Raw genomic sequence first — 23,537 nt, 5'->3', positions numbered from 1 at the left:
GGTGCCGTACCAACGTTTCGCAGGACGCCCCCTTTGGTGGTCGCCGACGGGGCCGTACAGACGGGGGCCGTACAGAGGAGGGGTGAGGGGAACACGTACGGAGGAGAAGGTGACGAAGGCCGCGACACGTCACCTCACGAGCCAGACTGAATCTTCATCAGTTTCGCGCTTCGATGAGGTATCCCTGCCTCATGCCCCAGCTCACCGAACTGCTCCCCGTCGAGGCCATCCGCCTCGACGCCCCCGCTCCCGACTGGCAGGGCGCCATCCGTGCCGCCGGGGACCTGCTGGTCGCGAACGGCGTCAGCACGGACGCGTACACCCAGGAGATGCTCCGCACGGTGGAGGAGAACGGGCCGTACATCGTCGTCGCTCCCGGCTTCGCCTTCGCCCACGCACGGCCGTCGCCCGCCGTGCGTCACACCGGCATGTCCTGGGTGCGTCTCGTCGAGCCCGTACCGTTCGGCCACGACACGAATGACCCGGTCCGCCTCGTCGTCGCCCTGGCCGCGACGGACGCCTCCGCGCACACGCAGGCCATGGGCGCCCTCGCCCGGCTGCTTGCCGACCCGGAGACGGTGGATGCCCTCGACCAGGCGCCGACCCCGGAGTCGGTGCGGCAGATCCTCGTAAGGGCCGAGGAGCCCGCCGAGCCCGCCAAGTCGGCCGAGCCGACCGAGCCCGTGGCCACCAAGGCAGCGGGCGGCTCCGGCGGCACGCACACGATCCTCACCGTCTGCGGCAACGGCGTCGGAACGAGCCTGTTCCTCAAGTCGACGCTCGACAAAGTGCTCGACCGATGGAAGTGGTCCCGCTACATCAACACCGAGGCCACCGACACCATCTCCGCCAAGGGCAAGGCGTCGGACGCCGTCGCCATCCTGACCTCCCGTGAGATCGCCAGGGCCCTGGGCGACGTGGGCGTGCCTGTACGGGTGATCGAGGACTTCACCAGCGCCAAGGAAGTGGACGCCGCGCTGCGCGATCTGTACGACGTCTGAACATCCGGCCTCCTCCCCCGCTCTCTGTCCCCGCCGAACCTCCAGAAAACTCCGGGAACCCCATGAACGTCCTCGTCGACATCGCGAAATTCATCGTCAATGAAATCCTCGCCGTCCCCGCCTATCTCATCGGCATCATCACGGCCGTCGGCCTCATCGCTCTGAAGAAGTCGACCGGCCAGGTCGTCGGCGGCGCCATCAAGGCGACGCTCGGCTTCCTGCTGATCGGCGCGGGTGCGACCCTTGTCACCGCCTCGCTCGAACCGCTCGGCAAGATGATCACCGGCGCGACCGGCTCGCACGGCGTCATCCCCACCAATGAGGCCATTGTCGGCATCGCCCAGGCCGAGTACGGCTCGCGTGTGGCGTGGCTGATGATCCTCGGGTTCCTCGTCAGTCTGCTCCTGGCGCGCTTCACACCACTCTCGTACGTGTTCCTGACCGGCCATCACATGCTGTTCATGGCGACTCTGCTGACGATGGTCCTCGCCACGGCAGGAGTCACCTCATGGGTCGTGGTGGTGGCCGGTGGCGTCCTGCTCGGCATCATGCTGGTCGCGATGCCCGCCTTCGCCCACCCCTGGACCAAACGTGTCACCGGCAACAACAGCGTCGCCGTCGGGCACTTCGGCACGGCCGGCTACATCGTCTCCGGCGCGACCGGACAGGCCATCGGCAAGAAGAGCCGCTCCACGGAGGAGATGAACCTCCCCGAGGGCCTGCGCTTCCTGCGCGACTCGATGGTGGCGACGGCCCTGTCCATGGTCATCATCTACATGATCATGGCCATTGTCTTCCTGGCCAAGGTCGGCAGGACGGAGGCATTCCAGGCGTACTCGTCGGGGAAGGGAGACCCCGGCTCGACCGGCATCGGCAACTACCTGATGTCCTCGCTCGGACAGGGCCTCCAGTTCGGCATCGCCGTCGCCGTCATCCTCTTCGGCGTCCGCACGATCCTCGGTGAACTCGTCCCCGCCTTCCAGGGAATCGCTCAGAAGGTCGTGCCCGGTGCCATCCCCGCCCTGGACGCGCCCATCGTCTTCCCGTACGCGCAGAACGCCGTCCTCGTCGGCTTCATCTGCTCCTTCACCGGCGGCCTGGTGACCCTGGGGCTGCTGGCCGGGGTCCTCAACCCCGCGTTCGGCACGGCCCTTGTCCTGCCGGGTCTGGTCCCGCACTTCTTCACCGGTGGCGCGGCGGGCGTCTTCGGCAACGCAACGGGCGGCCGCCGCGGCGCGGCCGTCGGCGCGTTCCTCAACGGCGTGGTGATCACCCTCCTGCCTGCCTTCCTGCTAGGGGTGCTCGGCTCGTTCGGCTCGGCCAACACGACGTTCGGGGACGCCGACTTCGGTTGGTTCGGCTTGATCATCGGTAACGCGGCGAAGGCGGGCTCGGTGGCCGGCATCGTCCTCCTGCTGCTGATCGGCGTCGCCATCCTCATCGCCGCCATCGCCTGGCAGAAGAAGGTCGTCGACACCGGCTGGGACCCGGGAGCCGCCCGCGACAAGTTCCTGCCTCCGAAGGCGCGGGAGACCCTCGAGGCGCGGGAGACCCTCGAGGCCCAGGAGACCTCGGCCCCGACCACGAACCGGGAGTACGCGAAGATCGCCCCACCGGCGGGGGCACCGAAGCCGCCGCAGCCGGAGGACTAGGGCCTGTCCGATGGGTCCGCAGAGTGGCCTTGTGCGGCTCCTATGCTGTGACGCCATGGAGAACCAGCTCACCCATGAAGCCAGTGCCTTCATCAATTTCCGGGACTACAAGTTCCAGGATGCGAGGTCACATGGCTTCAGGTGGGTTGACATCAAGCATCTACGGCTCCCTGCGGAGTCCATCGGGGGTCGGGAACTGCTCGCGGCGCTGATCGGGCATGAACAGTTCCGGGACGACTATGCCGGTGGTGGGGTCCTGGCGGAGGGGCCAAGGCACGGGCCGTACTGGCTGAGGCTGGTCACCCCTGACGTCTACGAAGCCGTCAGCCGGGAGAAGAGCGCGCACGTCCTGTGGGGGTGGGCGAACCAGCTCGGGGGCGTGCCCGCCGAGCTGGCGGCTGATCTGCAGCAGGAGGTGTTCGATCGCTTGGCCGCGGCAGACCACATCTACTACCTGAGCAGGCTCGGGGATGCGGCCATCCATGACTGGGGGCGTGTGCACGAGGACTTCCACGAACTCGTGCTCATCGACCGCTCAGCTGGACGGATCACGCTCCTCGTCGCGGCCGACGACTGAGTCGGTTGGAATGGCTGCTGGAATTGAAATGGCTGCTGGAAGAGGAGCCTGTCGAAGTCGGTGGTTGCCGCTGTATCGAAACGCCCCCGGGACTACTTGATGCGGTCGAGGAATTCGAGTACCCGATGGGTGATCTGCGTGGTGGCGCGCTCCTCGTACGAGGGAAGGCTGCCGTCGGTGAACAGGTGTCTGTCGCCGGGGTAGAGGAACAACTCGGCATCCGCCCCCGTCTCGACGAGCGCGCGGGCTGCGTCCACATCTCCCTCTCCGGCAAAGAACGCATCTGCGTCCATGCCGTGGACCTGGACCGGTACGCCCTGGGGCCAGATACCGCCGAACTCTGAGACCGGAACGCATGCCTCGATCAACAACGCGCCCTTCGCACCGGGACGGGTCTGGGCCAGTTTCTGCGCGGGCAGGACGCCCAGTGAAAACCCCAGGTAGACGAGCTCCGCAGACAACTTCTCGGCGGCGGCGTTTCCGCGCTCGATGATGGTGCCGAACCCGACGTTCTCGGCGTAGGCCATGCCCTCCTCAAGAGTGTCGAATACCTGCCCCTCGAACAGGTCCGGAACGTGGACGGTGTGTCCGGCCTGGCGAAGCTGTTCGGCAAACTCGCGGACGCCCGCGGTCAGCCCGTGCCCGTGGTGGAAGACCAGAACCTCAGCCATGTCGGCCCCCCCTCTTGATGCGGCACCCGGATGGCACCCCCACACGAGTATGAACCGCAGCACGGACACCAGCGGGTCCAGTCGGCCAGGAGCAGATGGGTGGGGCTCCTGGAGTGCCGGTCGGGGTCGAGCCGCGAGGGACGAGCTGGCGCAGTTGCTCGCGGCTGCCCATCCCCACTGTGGGTGTCCTCTGCGTAGAGCAGCTCGCCCTGGTGGGGCGGCGCTCCGTCGCCTGTTCGGTCGTGCCTCCACTGATCTCCGTATGCCGTGAGCCTTCACGGAGGTGACGACGGAGCCGCCCTGCACGTCGCGGACCTCTGCCATATGGGGCCCTCTGGTGCCATCGGTGTGAGTGTGCTGAGGTGCACAGAGCCCCGGAACACCTGCCTCTGGCTCTCGGAGAGCGACTTTGCGCAGTCTGACCTTCGTCATCGGCACGGGCCGCAGCGGCTCCACCGCACTGTCCCGCATCCTCAACACCCACCCCGACGTCCTCAGCCTCAACGAATATATGGCCTCCGTAGGGGACGCGGCCTTCCCCGCAGGCCAGGTCTCCGGCGGGGAGTTCTGGGAAGCCCTCTTCCGGCCCACCCCGTACTTCGCGAACATGATCCGCAGCGGGCTCCTGATGCCCGAGTTCCTCTACACACGCCGCCCGGGTCAGTACACGGCGCAGAGCACCGGCATCCCCGCGCTCTCTCTCATGGTGTTGCCCCACCTCACCGACGACCCCGACGGGCTGCTCGACGAAATCCGCGCGGCGGTCATCGACTGGCCCGACCGCACCGCAGCCGAACACCACGAAGCGCTCTTCGAGTGGCTCGGCGCGCGGTGGGGGCGCACCGCCGTCGTGGAGCGCTCCGGTTACTCGACGGGCTGGGCCCAAGGGCTGCGAGCTGCCTTCCCTCACGCGAAGTTCGTGCACCTGTTCCGCGACGGGCCCGACTGTGCCCTGTCCATGAGCCGTCACCCCGGATACCGCGTGATCACCTTGATGCGGGAGATCAAGGAGCGGACGGGCGTTGAGAGCTTCGGCGACCTGACGGACGAGGATGTGCGCTCCCTGCCGCCGGATCTGGCGCCCCTGCTCGACGAGCGCTTCGACCCCGCCCTCGTACAGGAGCGGGGCTTTCCGCTGCGCCGGTTCGGCGCCCTGTGGTCCGAACTCGTCGCCCAGGGCGCACGGTTCCTCGACGAACTGCCCGCCGCTCAGCGGATGACACTTTCCTACGAGGATCTCCTCGACGCTCCCCAAGAGGAGCTCGCCCGCCTCGCCGCGTTCATCGGGGTCGAGCCTTCGCGCCGGTGGCTGGACGGCGCGTGCGCCCAGCTCGACGACAGCCGCCGCGGCTCAGCCAGGAAGCAGCTGACGCCCGCCGAACTCGATGATCTGAGGAACAGCTGCGCTCCGGGCACCCGGGCCCTGGAGGACAGGCAAAGCTGACGACCAGGGCATGCTCCGTTGTCCGTGGTGGCCGCGGAAGTCAACAACAACCGCAGCCGCGACGCCAACCGCTCACCGAGAACCCAGCCTGACCGCCGGCCTGCGCCCCCACTGCAGCCAGGCGCTGACCCTCCAGCCGGGGCCACACACGCCGTGCACGTGGAACCAGGTCCGCCATGGCCGAACGGGGCCTTGACCGCGCTCTCTCTCCCCCCACGAAGACGCGCCACGCGTCGGCCGAGCGACCCACCAAAGCCTTCCCGCAATTGAAATTGCGATGTACGGTTCTGCAATCCCTCTTGCAAGTGGCTCGTTCTCCCGGAAAGCAGCGCACCCGTGCCCACTGATCAGAACCCCGAGCACTCCCCCGAGCACGGCGTCGGTGCCCCAGAGACCGCCGATCGCCAGTGGCTGGGCAACGCCCTTCCCGACGTACCGCTGTCCAAGGCGCAGACCCGAGTCGTCGACGTCATCGTGCGCAATCCGCAGCTGGCCTCGTACGCCGAGATCGCGCAGATCGCCGAGCGCGCGGACGTGAACAGTTCGACCGTCGTCCGAGCGGCGCAGACCCTGGGGTATCAGGGCTGGCCCGATCTGCAACGGGAGTTGCGGGCGCGCTACCTGGTGCAGATTTCCACCGAGGACACCCTGACCGAGCACGGTGAGCACCGCAGCCCTCTGCACGACGCGCTGACGCGTGACGTCGAGAACCTGCGCCAGACCCTGGAGAGCAACACCGCGGCGGACGCCGAGGCGGCCATCGCAGCCCTGGCCGGGGCACGGTCGATCCTCGTAGTGGGCACCGGCTCGTTCGCAGGGCCCGCCGGCGTCATGGCCCACCTCGGGTCCACCATGGGCTACCCCATCACCCTGGAGAACCGGGCGGGCGTGCACCTGGCCACGGCCGTGAACAACATCGGTCCGGGCGACGTCCTCGTGGTCGTCAACATGTGGCGTTCCATGAAGCAGGTCATCGCCGCGGCCGCGGCCGCCCGCGAGGCGGACGCCACCGTCGTCGCGATCACCGACATGCGCCGCGGGCGGCTGGCCACCTCGATCGCCGACCACCTGCTGATCGTGCCGTCGGAGGGCATCTCCTTCTTCCAGTCGGTCACGGCCGCCACTTCGGTGATCTACGGGCTCCTGGCCGGAATGCAGGAGGCGCAGCCGGAGCGCAGCCGCGCCGCGATCCGCCGTACCCAGCAGCTCTGGCGAGACCTGGACATCTACCTCGACTGAGGGCTCCTCCCCCTTGGTCCCATGTCCCCCCCCTCTGGGTCGCATGCCCCCCCCTTGGTCCCATGCCCCCTTCGCAAGGAGCACTGATGAGTAAGCACATAGCCGTCGTCGGCCTCGGCTCGATGGGCGGTGCCATGGCCGCGGCCCTGCTGCAGGCCGGTTGGCAGGTGCGCGGGTTCGATCCCTCCCCCGCGGCGCGGTCCGCCGCTCAGGCGGCCGGTGTGGACACCGTCGACAGCCTTGACCAGCTCGCCGGCACTGCCTACGTGGTCCTGTCGTTGCCGTCGGCGCAGGTGGTCGAGTCGACGTTGCCCGTCCTGCTGTCCCGCCCCGGCACAGTCGCCGTCGTCGATACGACGACCTCGCAGCCGGACACCTCCGCCGCATGCGCCGACCTGGCAGCGGACAAGAACGCGTCCTTCGTCGACGCCCCCGTGTCAGGCGGTCGTGACGGCGCGGTGGCAGGCCGGCTGACCGCCTTTGTCGGTGGCACCGCGGATGCCCTTGCCGCCGCGCAGCCCGTACTGGAGGCCCTCACCGGCGGGCAGTACCGTCACCTCGGCGGCCCCGGCTCCGGCAACGTGGTCAAGCTCCTCAACAACGTGCTGGCCGCGGTCAATCTGGTCGCCGTCGGCGAGGCTCTCGCCGTGGCGCAGGCCTACGGTGTCGACCCGGCCGACGCGGCTGCCGGGATCAGTGGCGCTTCCGGCGGCAGCAAGGCATCCGCGGCCATGTATCCGGGCTGGGTGCTCAGCGGCACCTACGACTCGGGCTTCGCTCTGGGGCTCATGGCCCGCGACGCCGCCCTGGCAGTCGAGACCGCCAGGCAGCGCGGCGCGACGCCGCAGCTCCTTACGGCGGCCAGCGAGCGCTGGCAGGAGGCACTGGCCGAGCTCGGCCCGGCCGCCGACTTCTCCGAGATCGCCCGCACCGTCGCACCGACCCTCGCCTCCTAAGGACCAGCGCCACATGGACAGCACGACCTTCTCGACCGGCTCCACCAGCTCCACCGGCTTGACCGGCTTGACCGGCTTGACCGGCTCGACATCATCCGGTGCCGCCGCGGCCCGCGCCGCCCTGGCCGCCCATTTCCCGCAGGGCCTTGGCTCCTTCGTCGACGGACGCGTCGTCACCGGCCGGGGCGAGGCAGTCTCCCTCACGGCCGCCGCCACCTCGGAACAGGTGACCGACTACGCCGACGCAGGCACCGAGGGCGCCGACTCCGTGCTGGCCAGCGCCGTCCGCGGAGCCGCGGTGTGGGCCGCCACGGATCCCTTCGAGCGGGCGGCGATCCTGCGCGAGGTCTCGCGCACCGTCGCCGAGCACGCCGAGGAACTGGCGGTCCTGGAGTCCGCCACGACGGGCAAGCCCATCCGCGACACCCGCGGCGAGGCGGCGAAGGTCGCCGAGATGTTCGGCTACTACGCGGGCTGGGCCGACAAGCTGCTCGGCCACACGATCCCCGTCCCGGGCAACTGGCACACCTACACCGAGCGCATCCCCTGGGGCGTCGTCGTCGCCATCACCCCGTGGAACGCGCCCCTGTTCACCGGGGGCTGGAACTCGGCCGCACCGCTCGCCGCAGGCAATGCCGTCATCGTCAAGCCCAGCGAGTTCACGCCCGCCTCCACCCTGCGCCTGGCCCAGCTGGCACATCAGGCGGGCCTGCCCGACGGCGTGTTCAACGTCGCCACGGGCCTGGGCTCCACCGTCGGCGCGACCCTCACCAGCGACGCGCGCGTCGGGAAGGTGTCCTTCATCGGCTCGGTGGGCACCGGTCGGCGCGTAGCGGTCGCGGCGGCAGCAGCCGGGATCCCCACGGTCCTCGAGCTCGGCGGGAAGAGCGCGAACATCGTCTTCGCCGACGCGGACCTCGACCGGGCGGCCGACGGCGCCGTGTCCGCCATCTTCTCCGGGGCCGGGCAGTCATGTGTGGCCGGCTCCCGGCTGCTGGTGGAGCGGTCGGTCCATGCCGAGTTCGTGGCACGCGTGGCGGAGCGAGCCGCACGCCTGCGACTCGGCGACCCCCTCGACCCCGCCACCGAGGTCGGCCCCATCATCACCCAACCGCAGTTCGACACCGTCACCTCCCTGATCGAGGCAGGCCTTGCGGGCGGCGCCCGCCGGGTGACCTCCGCCGCCTTGCCCGACACGCTCTCCGGCTCGGCGCTCTCCGCCGGGCGTTGGGTGGCGCCCACGGTCCTGGACGGCGTGAGCACAACCAATCCGCTGGAGACCACCGAGGTGTTCGGCCCGGTGGTCGGGGCCGACGCCTTCGACACCGAGGCCGAGGCCATCGCCCGCGCCAACGCCACCGTCTTCGGCCTGGCGGGGGCGGTCTGGACCCAGGATGTCGCCCGCGCCCACCACGTGGCGCGCGCCGTGCGGGCAGGCACCTTCTGGATCAACTCGTACAAGACCATTCACGTCGCGGTGCCCTTCGGCGGCTTCGGCGACTCCGGGCACGGCCGGTCCTCCGGCCCCGGCGTGCTGGACGAGTACACGCAGACCAAGGCCGTATGGACGCCCACCCGGGCCGCCGGCTCCCCGTTCCCGTCCCTGAGCTACTGAGGAGCCCCGATGAGCACGCCGAACATCGCCGCCGCAGCCGGTCGGCTCAAGACCGACACCTCGGCCGGTGTCGCCGCCTGGGAGGAGCGGGTCCTGACGCTGGCCCGCTTCCTGCACGCACACCCCGAGATCTCCTTCGCGGAGACCGAATCGGCCTCGGCGATCACCGCGCTGCTCGCCGAGGGCGGCTTCAGCGTCGAGCACGGCACGGGCGGCCTGCCCACCGCGTTCACGGCCACCGCGGGCAGCGGCGACCTGACCGTGGCCCTGTGTGTGGAGTACGACGCGCTGCCCGGCGTCGGTCACGCCTGCGGACACAACCTCATCGCCGGCGCATCGGTGGCGGCGGCGCTGGCGCTTGCCCCGCACGCCGACGCACTGGGCATCACGTTGAAGGCCATCGGTACCCCGGCTGAGGAGCACGGCGGTGGCAAGTCGCTGCTGCTCGAGGCGGGCGCGTTCGACGGGGTGGGACTGGCGCTGATGGTCCACCCCGTCCAGGACGGCGTCTCCTACGACCCGACCGGCACCACCGCGCAGGCGGTCGGCCGCTACCGGGCCGTGTTCTCCGGCCGGGCCGCCCATGCGGCGGCCGCACCCCACCTCGGCGTGAACGCCGCCGACGGGGCCACACTCGCCCAGGTCGCCGTCGGGCTCCTGCGTCAGCAGATCCCCGGCGACCAGCGCGTGGCGCTGTTCGTCTCCGAGGGCGGCGCGGCCACCAACATCATCCCGGAGCGTGCGGTCGTCGACTTCGAGTGCCGGGCGTTCACCCTGCCCGAGTACGAGGACCTGCTGGCACGCGTCCGGCGATGCTTCGAGGGGGCGGCCCTGGCGACCGGCGCCGACGTGACGATCGAGGCCACCGAGCCGCTGTACGAGCCGCTGGTCCAGGACGACGCGCTGGCCCGGTACTGGACGGCCGCCATGACTGCGTTCGGACGGGACACCACCTCGGGCGGTCGCCTTGGCGGCGGATCGACCGACATGGGCAATGTCAGCCAGGTGATCCCGAGTCTGCATCCCTGGCTGAGCATTCCGGGCGCCGACGTCCCCATCCACTCGCACGGCTTCGCCGCCGTCGCCGACACCGCCGCGGCCTACGACCTGATGTTCGAAGCGGCCCGCGCACTCGCCTGGACCGTCATCGACGCCGCCGTCGATCCCGAACAGCGCGTCCGGTTCACCCACGCGGCCCACCGCCGTGGCACCCGGAAGGACTCGGTGACGACATGAGTACGCTCCTGACGCCACGAGACCGCGAAACCAGACCACGCAAGACGCTGCCCATCGCCGGTCTTGCTCTGGTCATCGCCCTGGTCGTCCAGTTCATCGGTGAACTCGACATCGATCTGGGCATCGGCTCCGTCATCGTCTTCCCCATGGTGTGGGGCCTGTTGCTGGGTCTGCTGGTGTCCATCCAGAAGTTCCGGCCCCTGGGCATCGACCTCCAGAAGGTGGCAGCAGCGCTGGTCGGAGTGGCCGTCATGCTGCTCGTGGCCCGGCTCGCCTTCAACATCGGCCCCAGCCTGCCCACTCTCGCCGAGGCCGGTCCCGCGCTGCTGCTTCAGGAGATCGGACACCTGCTCGGCACGGTCGCCATCGCGCTGCCGCTCGCGGTCGCCCTGCGCATGGGCAAGGCCACGGTCGGCGCCACCTTCTCGCTGGACCGCGAGCCCTCCTTCGCCATGGTCTCCGAGAAGTACGGTCCCGATTCCGACCAGTACCGGGGCGTACTGGCCATGTACGTCTTCGGCACCATGTTCGGAGCCGTCTTCATCACCCTTCTGACCTCGCTGGTGTCGAACTGGAACATCTTCGACCCCCTCGCCCTGGCCATGGGCGCCGGCGTCGGCTCCGGGTCCATGATGGCCGCGTCCTCCGCCAGCATCGTTGCCGCCCACCCCGGCGACGAGCAGGCCATCCTCGGCGTGGCCGCGGTCTCCAACCTCATCACGACGATCCTCGGTGTCTACGTCGGCATCTACCTCGCCCTGCCGCTGGCCGACCGGTTCTACCGCTTCCTCACGCGTCGTCGGCGCGAGACAGCCACGGCCGCGGAAGACGTTGCGGACGAGGCAGGCATCTCGCGGGAGGAGGCGGAGGCCGAAGCTGCGGACAACCGCGCCTTCCGCGAGCAGGTCGCCGCCTCGTCGAGCGAAACCAAGCTCCCGCTGTGGCTCTCGCTCGGCGTCCTGACCGTACTGGGCACCGCCTCCGTCGCGGCCGGGCACGTCAGTTGGCACATCATCGGCGGATACGCCGTGCTCCTGGCCCTGGTCCTGTTCGGCCTTCTCCTGGCCAAGGTCAGCCGGAAAATCTCCGCCATCGTGTGGATCACCACCGTCGGCGCGTATGTCTCCAGTCCTTGGTTCTTCGCCTCCGACACGCTCAATCGCCTGGTCGGCTCGGTGGACTTCCTCTCCATCGCCACGATCATGCTGACGCTGGCGGGACTGTCTCTGGGCAAGGATCTCCCGCTGCTGCGCCGCATCGGCTGGAAGATCGTCCCGGTCGGCCTGGTGGCCATCACCGCCTCGTTCCTGCTCTCGGTCGTCATCGCCGAGTTCACCCTCGGAGCATGGGGCTGAGACCCCAGGGCGCTTCCGGAGAAAGGGCCGGGCGCGGTTCATCTGCCGCGAACTGCCTCGGACGGCCGATGTTGATGGGGTGGGCTCGTGACCACGACGCAGCGCCATGACCTTGTCGTGCACTCCGCTCAGGGAGTCATGTGGCCGCCCGTCGACGACGTATAGCATGGCCTTGATCGTTTCCGGCCGCCATCCAGTGGTGAGCGGGAGTCGGACAACGGGGGGCCTGGGACGGCGAACCCGGGCCGGTTGCCACTGGAGTTGGAGCACCACGCCGTTCGTGGCATCGCACCTTCGCGGTCGGCCTCGGACTCCGCGTTGTATCTGATCCGCGGTGGGAAGCAACCCCGGGGCTCAGTGGTCGGCGGTGGATGGTGTCCGGATACCACGAGTTGTGGTGCCGGTATTTCGAGGAGGCAGCGGCGGCAATGGAGATTCGTTCCACGACCGACGAGGACGTTGATGTCTTCGTCGACACGGTCCATGCCGCGTTCGGGCACTTTCCGGAAACCCCGGTCGAGGGCGGCGGACTCTGGTGGTCGGCGCTCGAAACGGACCGCTGCCTGCTCGCCCTGACGGCGGACGGACGCCCCGTCGGCACCGCCGCCGCGTACTCCTTCGAGCTCACCCTGCCCGGTGAGGCCCTCGTCCCGGCCTCCGGGGTGACCGCGGTCGGCGTTCTGCCCTCGCACCGGCGTCAGGGCGTGCTCAGCGCGATGATGCGGCATCAGCTCGCCGAGTTGCGAGCGCGCGGGGAGTTCCTCTCTGTACTGCTGGCCTCCGAGGCCAGGATCTACGGCAGGTTCGGCTACGGACCGGCGACCCGTACGGCGCGGCTGACGGTGCCGCGCCACCAGGCCGCCCTCGCCGTTCCCCGGGCGCGCGAAGCAGCCGACGCCCCAACGACCGGCTCGGTCGAAATGCTGCGGCGTGCCGAGTGCGGCGAGATCCTGGAAGAGGTCTACGACCGGTACCGCCGCGCACAGCCCGGCGCGCTTTCCCGGCCGCACCGCTGGTGGGCCTTGCGTGCGGGACAGCCCCCGATCTCGCCGGCCCCGCGCTACGTCGCCGTTCACAGGGACGCCGACGGCGTCCCTGACGGATACGCCAGCTACTCGATCGAGTCCGGCACCTTGACGGTCGACGAGACCATCGCCACCCATGACACCGTTTTCACGGCCCTGGCCCGGTTCATGCTCGGACACGACCTGGTCTCGCAGGTCGTGTTCAAGCACGTCCCGCCCGAGCACCCGCTGCGCTGGCAGTTCGCGGACTTCCGTGCCTGCGAGGTGAGCGGCGACACCGACTGGCTCTGGGTCCGGATCCTGGACGTTCCGGGTGCTCTGACCGCGCGCGGCTGGTTCATGGACGGCGAGCTCGTCCTCGACGTCGAGGACCCGTTCCTCGGCGAGCACGGCCGCTATCTGCTGACTGTCCGGGACAACAAGGCCGACTGCGTCCCGACGGACCGGGAGCCCGACCTGTCTCTGGACGTGAGAGACCTGGGCTCGGTCTACCTCGGCGGCACCGCCCCGAGCACGCTCGTGCGTGCCGGACACATCCGGGCCCACCACCCGAGCGCGGCCGCCCTCGCCGATGCCCTCTTCCGCGCCGAGCGCTCCCCGCACTGCCTGCACTGGTTCTGACCGCGCGCCCGCCGAGCAGGAACTTGGCCCCTGCTCGGCCACACTCCGCTCGCGCGGGTCCGCGGCTGCTCCCGCCGGTACCTGGCGGTCGCCGCACCGACCCAGGCCACACCGGCCTTCCCGGCTGATCCAGCGCCGCGCTGTGTCTGCCGGTCTCGTCACCAGATGAGGACTCCGCCTCCCCTCGCGAGCCCTCGCCTCGCCGCATCCTCGATGATCGCCAGCCGGTCACAGATCGCGTCCCTGTGATCCGTGGTCGAACGCACGGGTTCCGTGCCCGCGACGATCATCTCCAGGTTCTCGCGAAGGAGCTGGCACTCACGAAGGAATGCCGGAACCCGCTCGGGATCGACTTGCAGGTCGGCGTCCGCCAGGACCGGAAAGAAGCCGGCCCCCAGCGACCGCACCACCTGCGAGCCCCACACACGAGTGCGCCAGCTCTCGAAACCCGCGGAATCGGAGCATCCGTCCGGAACATCCAGCACCTGCCTCACACCATCCGCGCCGACAACGAAGACATCCACCGACAGGCTCATGAACGCAGTCGATCACAGCCTCGACCGGTCAGTCCAAGGGGTTGGTCGCCGCCAGATCCATGAGAGTTCTCTCAGCAACTCCGGGAAATCTCAGACACACAGGCGTTGGTGAGACCTCGCAGCTCTCCTCTGCCTCGCCGGACGACGGACCGACGTCCTGTTCGCCATGCTCCGCGACGGAATGCAGCGGCGTCCAGCACGTCGTGCTCAGGTGTCGGTGCTGTGGCGCCGGTCGGGAGTGAACAGGTAGGCGATTGCCATGTCGCTGAGCTCCTCGGCGTAGCGGCGCCTGGCCGCTACGCCGGTGACGGGATCGGGGCGCACGGAGTTGTGGAAGCAGGCCCCCAGGAGAGCGCGGGCCGCGGTGTCCAGTGCCTTCTGCGGTGGGGAGCGGCGAATCTGGTCGGTGTAGGGGGCTGCGGCGTCGAGCAGGAGGCGGTGGAGTTCGGTGATGGTGCGGGCGCCGCGGTCCAGTGACCTCGTCCCCCGCGTGCGCAGCAGTTCGGGGAAGAGGCTGCTGTTGTCGGCGAAGGACTGAAGCAGGGCGTGCGCGTAGGCGTCCATGACGCCGGGGAGGGAGGGCTCGGCCGTGCGCAGTTGCTCGGCCACGTATTCCTCGCGGCGTTCCAGCATCCGCTCGGCCAGGGCAGTGATCAGCTGTTCTTTGTCTTCGAAGCGGCGGTAGATCGTGCCGACGGAGACGCCGGCGCGTTGCGCGACACCGGCGATGGTCATCTCCTCCAGGCCGGAGGCGCAGGCGATCTCCTCGGCCGCCCGCAGGACGCGGGCGAGGGTCGCGGCGCTGCGGGCCTGCTGGGGTTCCCGGTAGGACGCTGGGCGCTCCGACTCCTGGGTCATGTTCCGCATGGTATCCGCGGCGCTCTCAACAGGACCTTTTGACAACTGGCGCACTCCTCGGCGTACTCTCACGATGCGAACGTGAATTTACATTCACATCCTATCGGAGGTCCGACCATGACCGTCAATCAGACTCCCCCGCCACCCGTCACCGTGACGCTTGAGGCCGGACCCACCGGCGCCGGGAGCATCGACGACTTCGAGCTCTTCTCCGCCCGCCGCGCCCTGGAGCGCTTCCGGACGCTGCTGGGCCGCCAGGGGCTCCTCGACCTCTTGGCCGCGGACATAGAGGCAGGCAACGCCTTCCTGCGCGAGAGCGCCCGCACCTCCGGCGGAAGCTTCAAGGCAGGCACCACCGTGCTCGCGACGAAGGGCCTCACCTCGGGCGCCTTCCTGGCCTGGATGGACAAGGCCTTCGCGGGCGACGAGCGCGCACTCCTCGCGGCGCACCCCGAGCACTACGTGATGGGCACCGACGCCATCGGCGCGCGCGTGGTGGAGAACATCGGCGCCCACGTCGCCGACTTCTACATGGGCGGCTGGGGAACGGACGCACTGGCCTGGGCCGCGGACGCGGACGAACTCCTCCCGGAGTCGGAGTTTCCGCGCAAGATGTCCTCGAACCTCTTCCTGGCCGACGGCACCGTCGTCGGACGTGCGCTGATCCAGTTCGGTGACACCGCCGACGGCTTCACCGCGAACCTGACGGTCTACTTCCCCGTCACCTGCCCGGACGAGGTCCTGGACCACCACCTGCGGCACTACGCCGTCGAGTTCAGGAACTGGATCGTCGCCGCCGCGGGCGCCCGCGCCTGAGGATCCCCGGCCGGGTACCGGGGCCGCCCTTGTTCATTAACACGTCACCGATAGGCAGAACTGCCCGATTCGCAGTCTGCGATGACGGGATCGCCCTTGGTGCCGCGGGCCGGGTAGGGCGCTCGAGTGCGCGCGATGAGGGGTTTGATGACGAGGAGTTGCGCGGCTGCGAGGGCAAGGCAGAGGGCGGCCGTGACAGTCCACAGCGTGGCAACACCCAGATGTTCCAGCAGTTGGGTCGCGGTGACCGGGGCAGCGACGGTAGCGACGCCCCAACTGATGCCGTACGCGGCGAGGTAGCGGTCGGTGCCGCCGGGCGGCGCCAGGTCCGCCACCACGCTCAGGACGCGGCCCATGATGAGCACGTCGCCCAGGCCCCAAATGGCGGTGGCGATCACGAACATGGGCAAGGTCTGCGCCATCGCGTAGCCGGCCAGGCCGATCGCCAGCAGGGCGTAGCCGAGGGCGAGGGCCCCAGGAGCGCGGAGTGCGGCGAGGCGGCGCAGGCGAAGAGCGGGCTGGGCCGCGACGATGGTCAGGGCCGAGGTGGTGAAGAGCAGCCCGGCGTCAGCGGGCTCAAGGCCACGGCGGTCGAGTGTCAACGGCAGCGCCATCATGACTTGCATGGCGACGAGTGCGAAGACCGTGCCTGAGAGGAACATGGCCCGCAGGGCTCGGTCCCGCCACGGGTGGACCGGCTCGGCGTCCTCGCCGTGACGGTCGACCGGCTGGTTCAGGTGGTCGGCGGGCAGTGCGAGGCGGATGATCAGCGCACAGGCCAGGCAGGTGAGCGCGTCGACGACGAACAGCCAGCGCAGGTCCCACCGGCCCACACTCGCCGCGATCAGCCCGGCACCCGTACCGCCGACGGCAAGTGCGGCATTGAGCAGGCTGTAGGCGCGTACCCGTTCGGCGGGACCGACGATGTCGGCGATCATCGCCTGGCTCGGCGGCTCGTACAGCTCGAAGGCCAGGCCGAGCAGGATCGCGAAGACCGCAACCGCGACCAGGGATCCCGCGGCGGCGATGCCCAACTGCGCGAGACCGCAGCCGGTCAGGCCCAGCACGATCGTGCGGCGGCGCCCGAGCCGGTTCGCCAGACGGCCGCCGGCCAGCCGGGACGGGATGGTGGCGAGCCCGAAGGCCCCCGAGAGCATGCCGGCTGTCGTGGCGCTCGCACCGTATTCCGTGCTCATCAGGATGGTCAGGAACGGCAGGGAGAAGGCGCCGAGCCGGTTGATCGCTCGCGCCACCACCAGCAGCCATACGGTCCGCGGCATACCCGCCACCTCGCTCGTAACTGTTGAATCGAGTATTGTCAGTCACGGAAGCTAGCCCTTGAAGGAGTGACTGGTCAAGTGATGTTCGACAGTCACGTGACGGTACTGCTGGACCAAGCCGTATCGCTCGTGAACGCACTCACCGACGGTGAAGCACACGGCCGCGCGTACACCGCGCCACGCGGAGCCGAGCTGACCGGGGCGATCGACGCCGCAGTGCCGCACGGGGCACTGCCGCGCACCATCGACGCCGTACAAGCGGAGCACCTGACCGCAACGGCGCGGTGCATGCGCGAGGTCTTCCAGGCCGTGCAGGACGGACGGACGGACGCCGCCGCCGCGGCCGTGAACGACCTGCTGCGCGACACCAGCGCACGGCCGCGGCTGGACCGGGCCGGGAACGAGCCCTGGCAACTGCACTTCCACGGCGCCAACGACTCGTTCGCGGCCGGAGTCAGCGCGAGCAGCGCCACTGCTTTGGCACTGGCGGTCAGCGGTGGTCTCGCAGGCCGGCTGGGCGTGTGCCAGGCCGACCGCTGCGACCGTGTCTACATCGACACCTCCCGCAACGCCGCTCGCCAGTTCTGCTCCACCGCCTGCCAGAACCGCACCAAAGCCGCCGCGTTCCGCGCTCGCAAAAGCACTGCGGACCAACTAAAGCGCCGAGAGGGCAACTGATCCGCTGAAGAGGCCCTGCTGCGGAGTACGACAGCAGGCCCCGGGTCCGCGCGTCGCGGTCCCGGGGCCTGCCCCGTGCAGTGCCGCCCTGTGGCGGCGGTGTGTCAGCTCTGTGCGCTGTCGTCGCTCGTCTGCTCGGCGCTCTGGGCCGCGCCTGCCTTCTCGCGCATCTTGCGCACCAGCTCCGCCTTCTGGTCGGCGGCACCCTGGCGGTCGAGGTTGCGGTGCGGACCGTTGTTCTGACGTTCGGCGCGGGACAGCTTCTTGCGCTGGCCGCCACCCATGCCCACGGGGTTGTTGATGTTCTTGCTCACGGGTTCTCCCGGATTGATGTGAAGTGATCTACGGATTCATCGGCGGAGGGGACGGGCGCGGCGTCGTCGAAGGACGTCAGCGGGCGCCCGTCACGCCCTCACTCGTAAATCGGCGTCTGGAAGAACATGCCCCAGACGTTACCCGGTTCCATCAGCCTCGCACACCAAAATTTCGCCGCCCGGGGGTCGGCCGGGCCTTCGACAGCGCCCCGGGGCCAGCCGATTCCTTCCCCGAAACCCAGCACCGCCAGCACCCGCCGCTGCCCGCCCGTCGGTGGTCGCCGCCCGCCCGGGCAGATCCAGCTCGGCGAGAATGGAGTTGATGTGCTTGGCCACCGCGTCCTCGGAATGGCGAGCAGTGACGGCGGCCCGGTCGCCGCGGGCCAGCACGGTTGCGGCCAACCTGGCGGCCGAGGCCCGTCGAGCAGCCGGTGATCAGCCACGTGGTCATGGGCGGGTGCCGCGCCCCGCAGGCGGTCATGGGCGGGTGCCGCATCCCGCACGTGGTCATGGGCCGGTGCCGCATCCCGTCGGCCGGGTGCCCCGCCGCCAGAACGTCATCGCCGGTGCGGCCTTCAACCTGCGGCTCCAGGGCCGCTTCGATCCCCAGGGTCGCGGCTGCCTAGGACGCAGCGACCCACCCAACTGGCCTGGAAGGCGCGTCAGTTGTCGGCGAGGGGTTGGCGGAGCAGATGCTTGTGCAGGTCGCTGTTGGTGCTTCCCGCCTCGATCCGCAGCCACGTTCCGTCGCGGAAGCTCAGGAGCAGCATCCGTGTCTCGTACTCGCAGGGGAACGGGTCGACCAGGCTCGCCTCCCCGGGGGCGAGCCTGGCGACGACCTTCATGTGCTTCTCCCGGTCCATGACGGCGCGCACGGGCGGAGCGGCGAGGGCGATGCCGTCCTGGGTGATGAGGACGAGGCGCGCGTCGCACGTGGAGTGGGTGTACCAGCGCAGCAGGAACTGCCCCGCGTCTCCTTGCCAGTTGCCGTCGAAAACGCGGTCGAGCCCTTGCTCGACGATGAGGGCGTCACGCCGCTTGCCGTCGGCGGCCTTCTCCCTGAGCCGCTCCTTCTGTCTCCTGGTGGAGAGGGCTCGCATGACTCCCTGTTCCGCGCCCGACAGAAGGAACAGCAGCCCCGCGATCAACATGAACGGTGAGATGAGCACCGTACCGAGCATCTCCAAGAGGGGCATTCGCCCCGGCCGGAGCCGCGGCGACCCGGCCGCATGGAGCACATCGGCGGGCGGCGCGGGAATTTTGTCGAGCGTGCACCATTCCGCGGCCTCGACCTGAATGCCCAACCGGTCGGCGATTACGCGTTGTTTGCCTCTGGATGTCACGTCAGGCCCTCGTCTTCGGCTTCGCAGAACAGCTTGATGCGGTCGTCAGGCTATCCGGTACCGGGTGCCGCGAGAGGGCAGGCAGCGGCGGGGCCGAGGGGCCCCCGCCACGGGCCCGCCGGGGTGTGTCAGAGCACGGCGAGGCGGTCCACCAGGAGTTCCACCCTCGGCTCGATGCACTCGGGCGGCAGCCGTCCCGCCCGGGTCAGGGTCGCCAGGCCGTGCAGGGCCGCCCAGAACGTCTCGGTGAACAGTCCCGGGTCGACGACGCCGTCCCCGGCGACCTCACCGAGGCTTTCCAGCAGGGCGGCGAACGCGTCCTTGAGAGGTTCCGGAGTGTCCTCGTCCGCGAACGCCAGGCCTCCGTCGAGCTGGAAGATGGCGTCGTAGACCGCCGGATGGCGTGCGGCGAAGTCGAGGTAGGCGCGGGCGAGGGCGTACACCCGGGCGCGCGGGCCGTCCGCGGCGGCGGTCGCGGCCCGCACCGCCGCGGCCAGCTCGGCGGCGCCTTCGATGGCGACGGCGCCGATGATCTCGCGCTTGCCGCGGAAGTGGCTGTAGAGGACGGGCTGGCTGTACTCGATGCGCTCGGCGAGCCGGCGGGTGGTGACCGCGTCCCAGCCCTGCTGCTCGGCGAGTTCACGGGCCGTCGCCACGATCAGGCACTCGCGGACCGCCCGTTCACGCTCCTTGCGTTCCTGTACCGACATGATCCGATCCTAGCATCGCTAGACAATCGAGCGGCAGTAGGACTAGCGTTGCATCGTCAACTAGCAACGCTAGACGGGTGCCGGAAGGTCGTCATGCTCAACGCGCTCGATGTCGTCACCGCCGTGGTCGTCGGCCTGATGGTGGGGGTGGAGTTCTCCGTCGCCTTCGTCATGAACCCGATCCTCGACGCACTCCCCGAAGACAGCGGCCAACTCGGCAACGACCACGGGGCCGGAGGGCTGTCACCGGGGGCGCCACCACGGCACCGGTCTCGTAGTCACCGCCGGCGGGCTGCTGCTCCTCAGCGTGATCATGTCGATCCTGCTGCTCGCCCCGATCAACAACCGGAACAAGACCGGTGCCCCCCAGAACCGGTCCGAGGACTGGAAGGAGCAGCTGAACCGCTGGGAGCGCCGGCGCTACGTCCGCGTCGCCGCCCTCATCGCCGCCTACGCCCTGCTGGTCACCACCCTCACCTGAGCCCGCGGGCTCACCCGCCCGGCCGTCAGCTGCAACCGCTCCGCCGTGCGCACGAAGTGCGGCACCCCCACCTCCATCTACATCTACATCCAGGACCCGGACACCAACACCCTCGAACTCCGCTGGTATCCGCAAGACACGGGACCCAGCGACATCCCTTCACAGATAGCGAGAGGAAGTTTCGACAATGGCCAAGCTGCAGAGTCTCGACCCGAGCACACCGATGTTCGCGCAGTTCAAGGAGAAGACCGGAACCATCGTCCTGGCCAACACCTTCGTCGTCCCGAAGGAGAGGACCGAGACCTTCCTGACCCTCTTTCACAAGCAGGCGGAGTTCATGAAGGCCCAGCCGGGATTCGTTTCCCTGCAAATGCACAAGGGAACAGCGGACAGCCAGCTTCTGATGAACGTCGCAGTCTGGGAATCGACCGAGGCTCTCGCCACGGCGCTCGGCAACCCTGCGTTCCAGCGCATGGCTGCCGAATTCCCCGACGACATCGTGTCTTACCCGCACATCTTCGAGCAGATCGACGCATGACACGTCAGCTGTAGCCGGGGGAGGGCAGCCGGAGAAACCCTGCCCTCCCCCGGGCAGTCACGCATCCGCACCATGCGAGGCGCTGAGATCGCCGAGACCGACAAGACCGCCGACCAACCCACCACGCGTAGCCCCATCCCTGACAAGGAGTTCCCATGGCCGTGGAGCTGAATCACACCATCGTCCCCTCACGTGACCCGAAAACCTCGGCGCAGTTCCTGGCCGACGTCCTCGGCCTGAGTGTCGATCCGCCGGTATCGCACTTCATTCCGGTCACGCTGGGCAACCAGGTCAGCCTGGACTACGACCAGCTGGACGAGTTCGAGCCGCACCACTACGCATTCATGGTCAGCGAGCAGGAGTTCGACGCCGCCCTCGCCCGCATCCAGCACGACGGAATCACCCACTACGGCGATCCCGCATGCCAAGAGACTGGGCAGATCTATCGCAGTAAGAACACCAAAGGCCGCAGGGGCACCTACTTCCGCGACCCCGACGGACATCTCATGGAGATCATCACCTCGGGCGACGCCGGGTCGTGAGGACGTTGGCGGCCCAGCAGATCACGGCTTCGCTGGTGGTGACGGGATCGCATGTGCCGTCGCGGGCGAGGCAGCGATGAGCGTCCAACCGCAGCGATGCGGCAAGGACCCCTCCACGTGGTTGCCGTCGGCCGACGGCAACCGGTTCGACCACCTGAGCCAGTGGGCGGCCGTCAGGACCCGCTGGAAGCTCGCCATCGACCTCAGCGACGAGGCCGCCCTCGCCGAGAACGCCACCCTCTGCCCGAACACGCCGATCACAGTGGAGCTCGCGCGGTAACCGGTGCGTGCACGACCCCGCCGCAGGGAATCGGTCCACGGTCACCAGACCCTGATGGGGGCCGTGTTCCTGCCTGACCAGGTGCCCGTGAGCGACGCGGGGCCCAGTCGGACCTGCTGGAGCTGCACCGGCCGTGCGAGTCGGCGCGCCCAGCTGCGGGTTTGGCAAGGGCTTCAATGAAGCAGCACGCGTACGCCGTCTGCGGCCGCCTCGTCGGCCTGGCGGGCGTACCGGCATCCGAGAAGCTCGGTATCGCACGGCTATCCCCCTGTTTCGACCCTTCCTGTCCCCCTTTTTTTGGCTGGCGGACCAGTGCGATGGAGGTCATTACGCACCCGCGCAGGCGACACACCCGTTACCGGGAACCCGCTCAACGCGCTTCTCCGGTTGTCGCGGCCGTTTCGGGCGATAAGGCAGAAAGGCGACCCGGCCATGATTCGAGGACCTCATGCAACGAAGCCGTCGCACCGAGCACTTCACGCGAGTGAACGCTCCTGCCTGTCACGCCGCCATATGCCGGTGCGCTGACACGGTATTCCGCGCGGACACTGCTGCGGGAGCGACCCGGTGAGCGGGGGATTGCCGCCGCTGAGAGACCGACATCTTGCCGCGGGCTTCATCGTCTTCATGTATCTGCTGACCGGAGCACTGTTGGCCGGCTTGCTCGTCACGGTGCTCTCGCACAGCGATCTGGCGGGAGGTTCGGCCGCTCTTGCGGGCGGGTTCTTGGGAGCCGGTTTCGCCGTGTGGCGTATCCGGCGCACTCCTGAGGAAGAGCGGGAAGACGACAACGGCTACTTCTGAGCCCGTTACCCAGCATGGACGCGTGCTGGGGAGCGGGCTCGGGTGAGAGTCGAGCGGACGCTCTTGTGGATCGCCTCCCACCGGCGCTCGGCCCGGGACTACGAAACCAGTCCGACCCGGTTCGGCCCAAGACCATGATCCGCTGGGCAATGACCGGCATCATGGCCCGTCGACTCGCTCGAGGCCGGGCAGCCTTACGACCAGGCCCCCGTCCCTCTCGTCCACTCCTGGCCTGTGACTGACCGTGTCGGTTGAGGTGTCTGGTTGGATTCGGGCATGGGCAACGGCAGTCACGAGGAATCAGGTCTCTCCAAGAGCACCTGGAGCGACTCGGATTTCGAGGAGATGGGGTGGCATGACGCCACCATCCACGGCTTGTCCGTCCAGCCGACCAACGACATTTTGCCGCGTCTTCTCCTCGACCTCGATTACATCGTCCGCTGGGTCCACCCGGTCCCGCCCGCAACACACTTTTCGTTCTGGGTCTCACCGGCAACGCTGGTCTTCGAAGATGTCTTCGACCTAGAGGGCGACCTTGACTTCAAGGGCCTGGGCCTGGACCTGGAGATCGACAGGGTGCACCGGTTGGTGCCGGACGATGCCCGCCCGAACTTTTCGCACTGCCCGCTCTGGCACATCGAAGGCCACGCGTTCGACTTGAAGTTCCGCGCATCCGGATTCCACCAGCACTTCCGGCAGACTCCGAGGTTGCTGTCCCGGCAGGCATTTCCCTATGCCGAACGCGGAGGCTGCACCTGCACCGAGCTTGGCTTCAGCTGACTTGTAACCTTCCAAGCCCCCTGCCAACAGCGCGCCCAGCAACCGTGCCGACAGACCCTGGGCCAGTCAGATCTCGGATAAGGCCTGAGACAAGTTGGCATTTGTTCCCACAGCAACGGCAGCCCTCGGGCGCAGGATTGTCTGTTCGCCCCATGGACAACTCCCCATCACACAGCTTAACTTCA

General features: G+C 68.8%; 24 protein-coding genes and 1 pseudogene. 18 read left to right on the top strand and 7 right to left on the bottom strand.

Annotation, left to right across the window (positions count from 1 at the left end):
* Positions 1–191: 191 nt before the first annotated feature.
* The 3 genes from ACWFRJ_RS06020 to ACWFRJ_RS06010 all read left to right on the top strand — a co-directional run bounded on the left by ACWFRJ_RS06020 (position 192) and on the right by ACWFRJ_RS06010 (position 3,230).
* Positions 192–1,001 carry a PTS sugar transporter subunit IIA gene (locus ACWFRJ_RS06020; RefSeq protein WP_453524970.1) on the top strand — a complete coding sequence of 270 codons (810 nt, stop codon included), beginning with the start codon at positions 192–194 and terminating at the stop codon, positions 999–1,001.
* 62 nt (positions 1,002–1,063) lie between these two features.
* Positions 1,064–2,653: a PTS ascorbate transporter subunit IIC gene (locus ACWFRJ_RS06015; protein WP_453524969.1), complete on the top strand. Its 1,590-nt coding sequence runs from the start codon at positions 1,064–1,066 to the stop codon at positions 2,651–2,653.
* Between the two features lie 55 nt (positions 2,654–2,708).
* Positions 2,709–3,230 carry a hypothetical protein gene (locus ACWFRJ_RS06010; RefSeq protein WP_453524968.1) on the top strand — a complete coding sequence of 174 codons (522 nt, stop codon included), beginning with the start codon at positions 2,709–2,711 and terminating at the stop codon, positions 3,228–3,230.
* 92 nt (positions 3,231–3,322) lie between these two features.
* On the opposite strand, the gene ACWFRJ_RS06005 is transcribed toward ACWFRJ_RS06010, so the two are convergent.
* Entirely contained in the window at positions 3,323–3,901 is a 579-nt protein-coding gene (locus ACWFRJ_RS06005) for a dienelactone hydrolase family protein (RefSeq protein WP_453524967.1), read from the bottom strand.
* A gap of 409 nt (positions 3,902–4,310) precedes the next feature.
* Here ACWFRJ_RS06005 and ACWFRJ_RS06000 point away from each other — a divergent pair, with 409 nt between their 5' ends.
* The 7 genes from ACWFRJ_RS06000 (at position 4,311) to ACWFRJ_RS05970 (ending at position 13,392) form a co-directional block, all read left to right on the top strand.
* Positions 4,311–5,345: a sulfotransferase family protein gene (locus tag ACWFRJ_RS06000; protein ID WP_453524966.1), complete on the top strand. Its 1,035-nt coding sequence runs from the start codon at positions 4,311–4,313 to the stop codon at positions 5,343–5,345.
* A gap of 336 nt (positions 5,346–5,681) precedes the next feature.
* Positions 5,682–6,584, top strand: a complete 903-nt coding sequence (locus ACWFRJ_RS05995) for a MurR/RpiR family transcriptional regulator (RefSeq protein ID WP_453524965.1) — start codon at positions 5,682–5,684, stop codon at positions 6,582–6,584.
* 86 nt (positions 6,585–6,670) lie between these two features.
* Positions 6,671–7,540, top strand: a complete 870-nt coding sequence (locus ACWFRJ_RS05990) for an NAD(P)-dependent oxidoreductase (protein WP_453524964.1) — start codon at positions 6,671–6,673, stop codon at positions 7,538–7,540.
* 13 nt (positions 7,541–7,553) lie between these two features.
* Entirely contained in the window at positions 7,554–9,155 is a 1,602-nt protein-coding gene (locus ACWFRJ_RS05985) for an aldehyde dehydrogenase family protein (protein WP_453524963.1), read from the top strand.
* Between the two features lie 9 nt (positions 9,156–9,164).
* Positions 9,165–10,391 (top strand): M20 family metallopeptidase, encoded by a 1,227-nt coding sequence (locus ACWFRJ_RS05980; RefSeq protein WP_453524962.1) that lies wholly within the window; start codon positions 9,165–9,167, stop codon positions 10,389–10,391.
* Positions 10,388–11,746 carry a DUF3100 domain-containing protein gene (locus ACWFRJ_RS05975; RefSeq protein ID WP_453524961.1) on the top strand — a complete coding sequence of 453 codons (1,359 nt, stop codon included), beginning with the start codon at positions 10,388–10,390 and terminating at the stop codon, positions 11,744–11,746. Before ACWFRJ_RS05980 ends, ACWFRJ_RS05975 begins: the two co-directional genes overlap by 4 nt.
* Positions 11,747–12,174: 428 nt before the next feature.
* A complete protein-coding gene (locus ACWFRJ_RS05970; RefSeq protein ID WP_453524960.1) occupies positions 12,175–13,392 on the top strand; it encodes a GNAT family N-acetyltransferase in 1,218 nt (405 codons plus the stop codon).
* Positions 13,393–13,550: 158 nt separating this feature from the next.
* On the opposite strand, the gene ACWFRJ_RS05965 is transcribed toward ACWFRJ_RS05970, so the two are convergent.
* Positions 13,551–13,928 carry a hypothetical protein gene (locus tag ACWFRJ_RS05965; protein WP_453524959.1) on the bottom strand — a complete coding sequence of 126 codons (378 nt, stop codon included), beginning with the start codon at positions 13,926–13,928 and terminating at the stop codon, positions 13,551–13,553.
* A 207-nt stretch (positions 13,929–14,135) separates the two neighbouring features.
* Positions 14,136–14,786, bottom strand: coding sequence for a TetR/AcrR family transcriptional regulator (locus ACWFRJ_RS05960; protein WP_453524958.1), 651 nt, complete (start codon positions 14,784–14,786; stop codon positions 14,136–14,138).
* 117 nt (positions 14,787–14,903) lie between these two features.
* Between ACWFRJ_RS05960 and ACWFRJ_RS05955 the strand changes: the two genes are divergently transcribed.
* Positions 14,904–15,602: a hypothetical protein gene (locus ACWFRJ_RS05955; RefSeq protein ID WP_453524957.1), complete on the top strand. Its 699-nt coding sequence runs from the start codon at positions 14,904–14,906 to the stop codon at positions 15,600–15,602.
* Positions 15,603–15,646: 44 nt separating this feature from the next.
* Here the strand turns inward: ACWFRJ_RS05955 and ACWFRJ_RS05950 are convergent, their stop codons facing one another.
* The gene (locus ACWFRJ_RS05950; RefSeq protein WP_453524956.1) at positions 15,647–16,882 is read right to left on the bottom strand and encodes an MFS transporter; all 1,236 of its coding nucleotides are present in this window, start codon (positions 16,880–16,882) and stop codon (positions 15,647–15,649) included.
* Between the two features lie 81 nt (positions 16,883–16,963).
* Here ACWFRJ_RS05950 and ACWFRJ_RS05945 point away from each other — a divergent pair, with 81 nt between their 5' ends.
* The gene (locus tag ACWFRJ_RS05945; RefSeq protein WP_453524955.1) at positions 16,964–17,560 is read left to right on the top strand and encodes a CGNR zinc finger domain-containing protein; all 597 of its coding nucleotides are present in this window, start codon (positions 16,964–16,966) and stop codon (positions 17,558–17,560) included.
* A 104-nt stretch (positions 17,561–17,664) separates the two neighbouring features.
* On the opposite strand, the gene ACWFRJ_RS05940 is transcribed toward ACWFRJ_RS05945, so the two are convergent.
* The 3 genes from ACWFRJ_RS05940 to ACWFRJ_RS05930 form a co-directional block, all read right to left on the bottom strand.
* A complete protein-coding gene (locus tag ACWFRJ_RS05940) occupies positions 17,665–17,874 on the bottom strand; it encodes a DUF6243 family protein (RefSeq protein WP_453524954.1) in 210 nt (69 codons plus the stop codon).
* A gap of 662 nt (positions 17,875–18,536) precedes the next feature.
* On the bottom strand, positions 18,537–19,043 hold the full coding sequence (locus ACWFRJ_RS05935) for a hypothetical protein (protein WP_453524953.1): 507 nt from the start codon (positions 19,041–19,043) through the stop codon (positions 18,537–18,539).
* Positions 19,044–19,345: 302 nt separating this feature from the next.
* The gene (locus ACWFRJ_RS05930; RefSeq protein ID WP_453524952.1) at positions 19,346–19,927 is read right to left on the bottom strand and encodes a TetR/AcrR family transcriptional regulator; all 582 of its coding nucleotides are present in this window, start codon (positions 19,925–19,927) and stop codon (positions 19,346–19,348) included.
* Between the two features lie 93 nt (positions 19,928–20,020).
* Here ACWFRJ_RS05930 and ACWFRJ_RS05925 point away from each other — a divergent pair.
* From ACWFRJ_RS05925 to ACWFRJ_RS05900, 6 genes and pseudogenes are all read left to right on the top strand, one after another.
* Positions 20,021–20,408 (top strand): annotated as a pseudogene (locus tag ACWFRJ_RS05925) (anthrone oxygenase family protein).
* A 187-nt stretch (positions 20,409–20,595) separates the two neighbouring features.
* Complete coding sequence (locus ACWFRJ_RS05920) at positions 20,596–20,946, top strand: antibiotic biosynthesis monooxygenase family protein (protein WP_453524951.1); 351 nt, start codon at positions 20,596–20,598, stop codon at positions 20,944–20,946.
* A gap of 155 nt (positions 20,947–21,101) precedes the next feature.
* Entirely contained in the window at positions 21,102–21,488 is a 387-nt protein-coding gene (locus ACWFRJ_RS05915; RefSeq protein WP_453524950.1) for a VOC family protein, read from the top strand.
* A 76-nt stretch (positions 21,489–21,564) separates the two neighbouring features.
* On the top strand, positions 21,565–21,768 hold the full coding sequence (locus ACWFRJ_RS05910; RefSeq protein ID WP_453524949.1) for a hypothetical protein: 204 nt from the start codon (positions 21,565–21,567) through the stop codon (positions 21,766–21,768).
* Positions 21,769–22,335: 567 nt separating this feature from the next.
* A complete protein-coding gene (locus ACWFRJ_RS05905) occupies positions 22,336–22,572 on the top strand; it encodes a hypothetical protein (protein WP_453524948.1) in 237 nt (78 codons plus the stop codon).
* 276 nt (positions 22,573–22,848) lie between these two features.
* Complete coding sequence (locus tag ACWFRJ_RS05900; RefSeq protein WP_453524947.1) at positions 22,849–23,352, top strand: hypothetical protein; 504 nt, start codon at positions 22,849–22,851, stop codon at positions 23,350–23,352.
* The last annotated feature ends 185 nt before the right edge of the window (positions 23,353–23,537 follow it).

The organism is Streptomyces sp. NPDC055239 (genome assembly GCF_053606205.1).
This window is presented reverse-complemented; position numbering and strand designations above follow the sequence as displayed.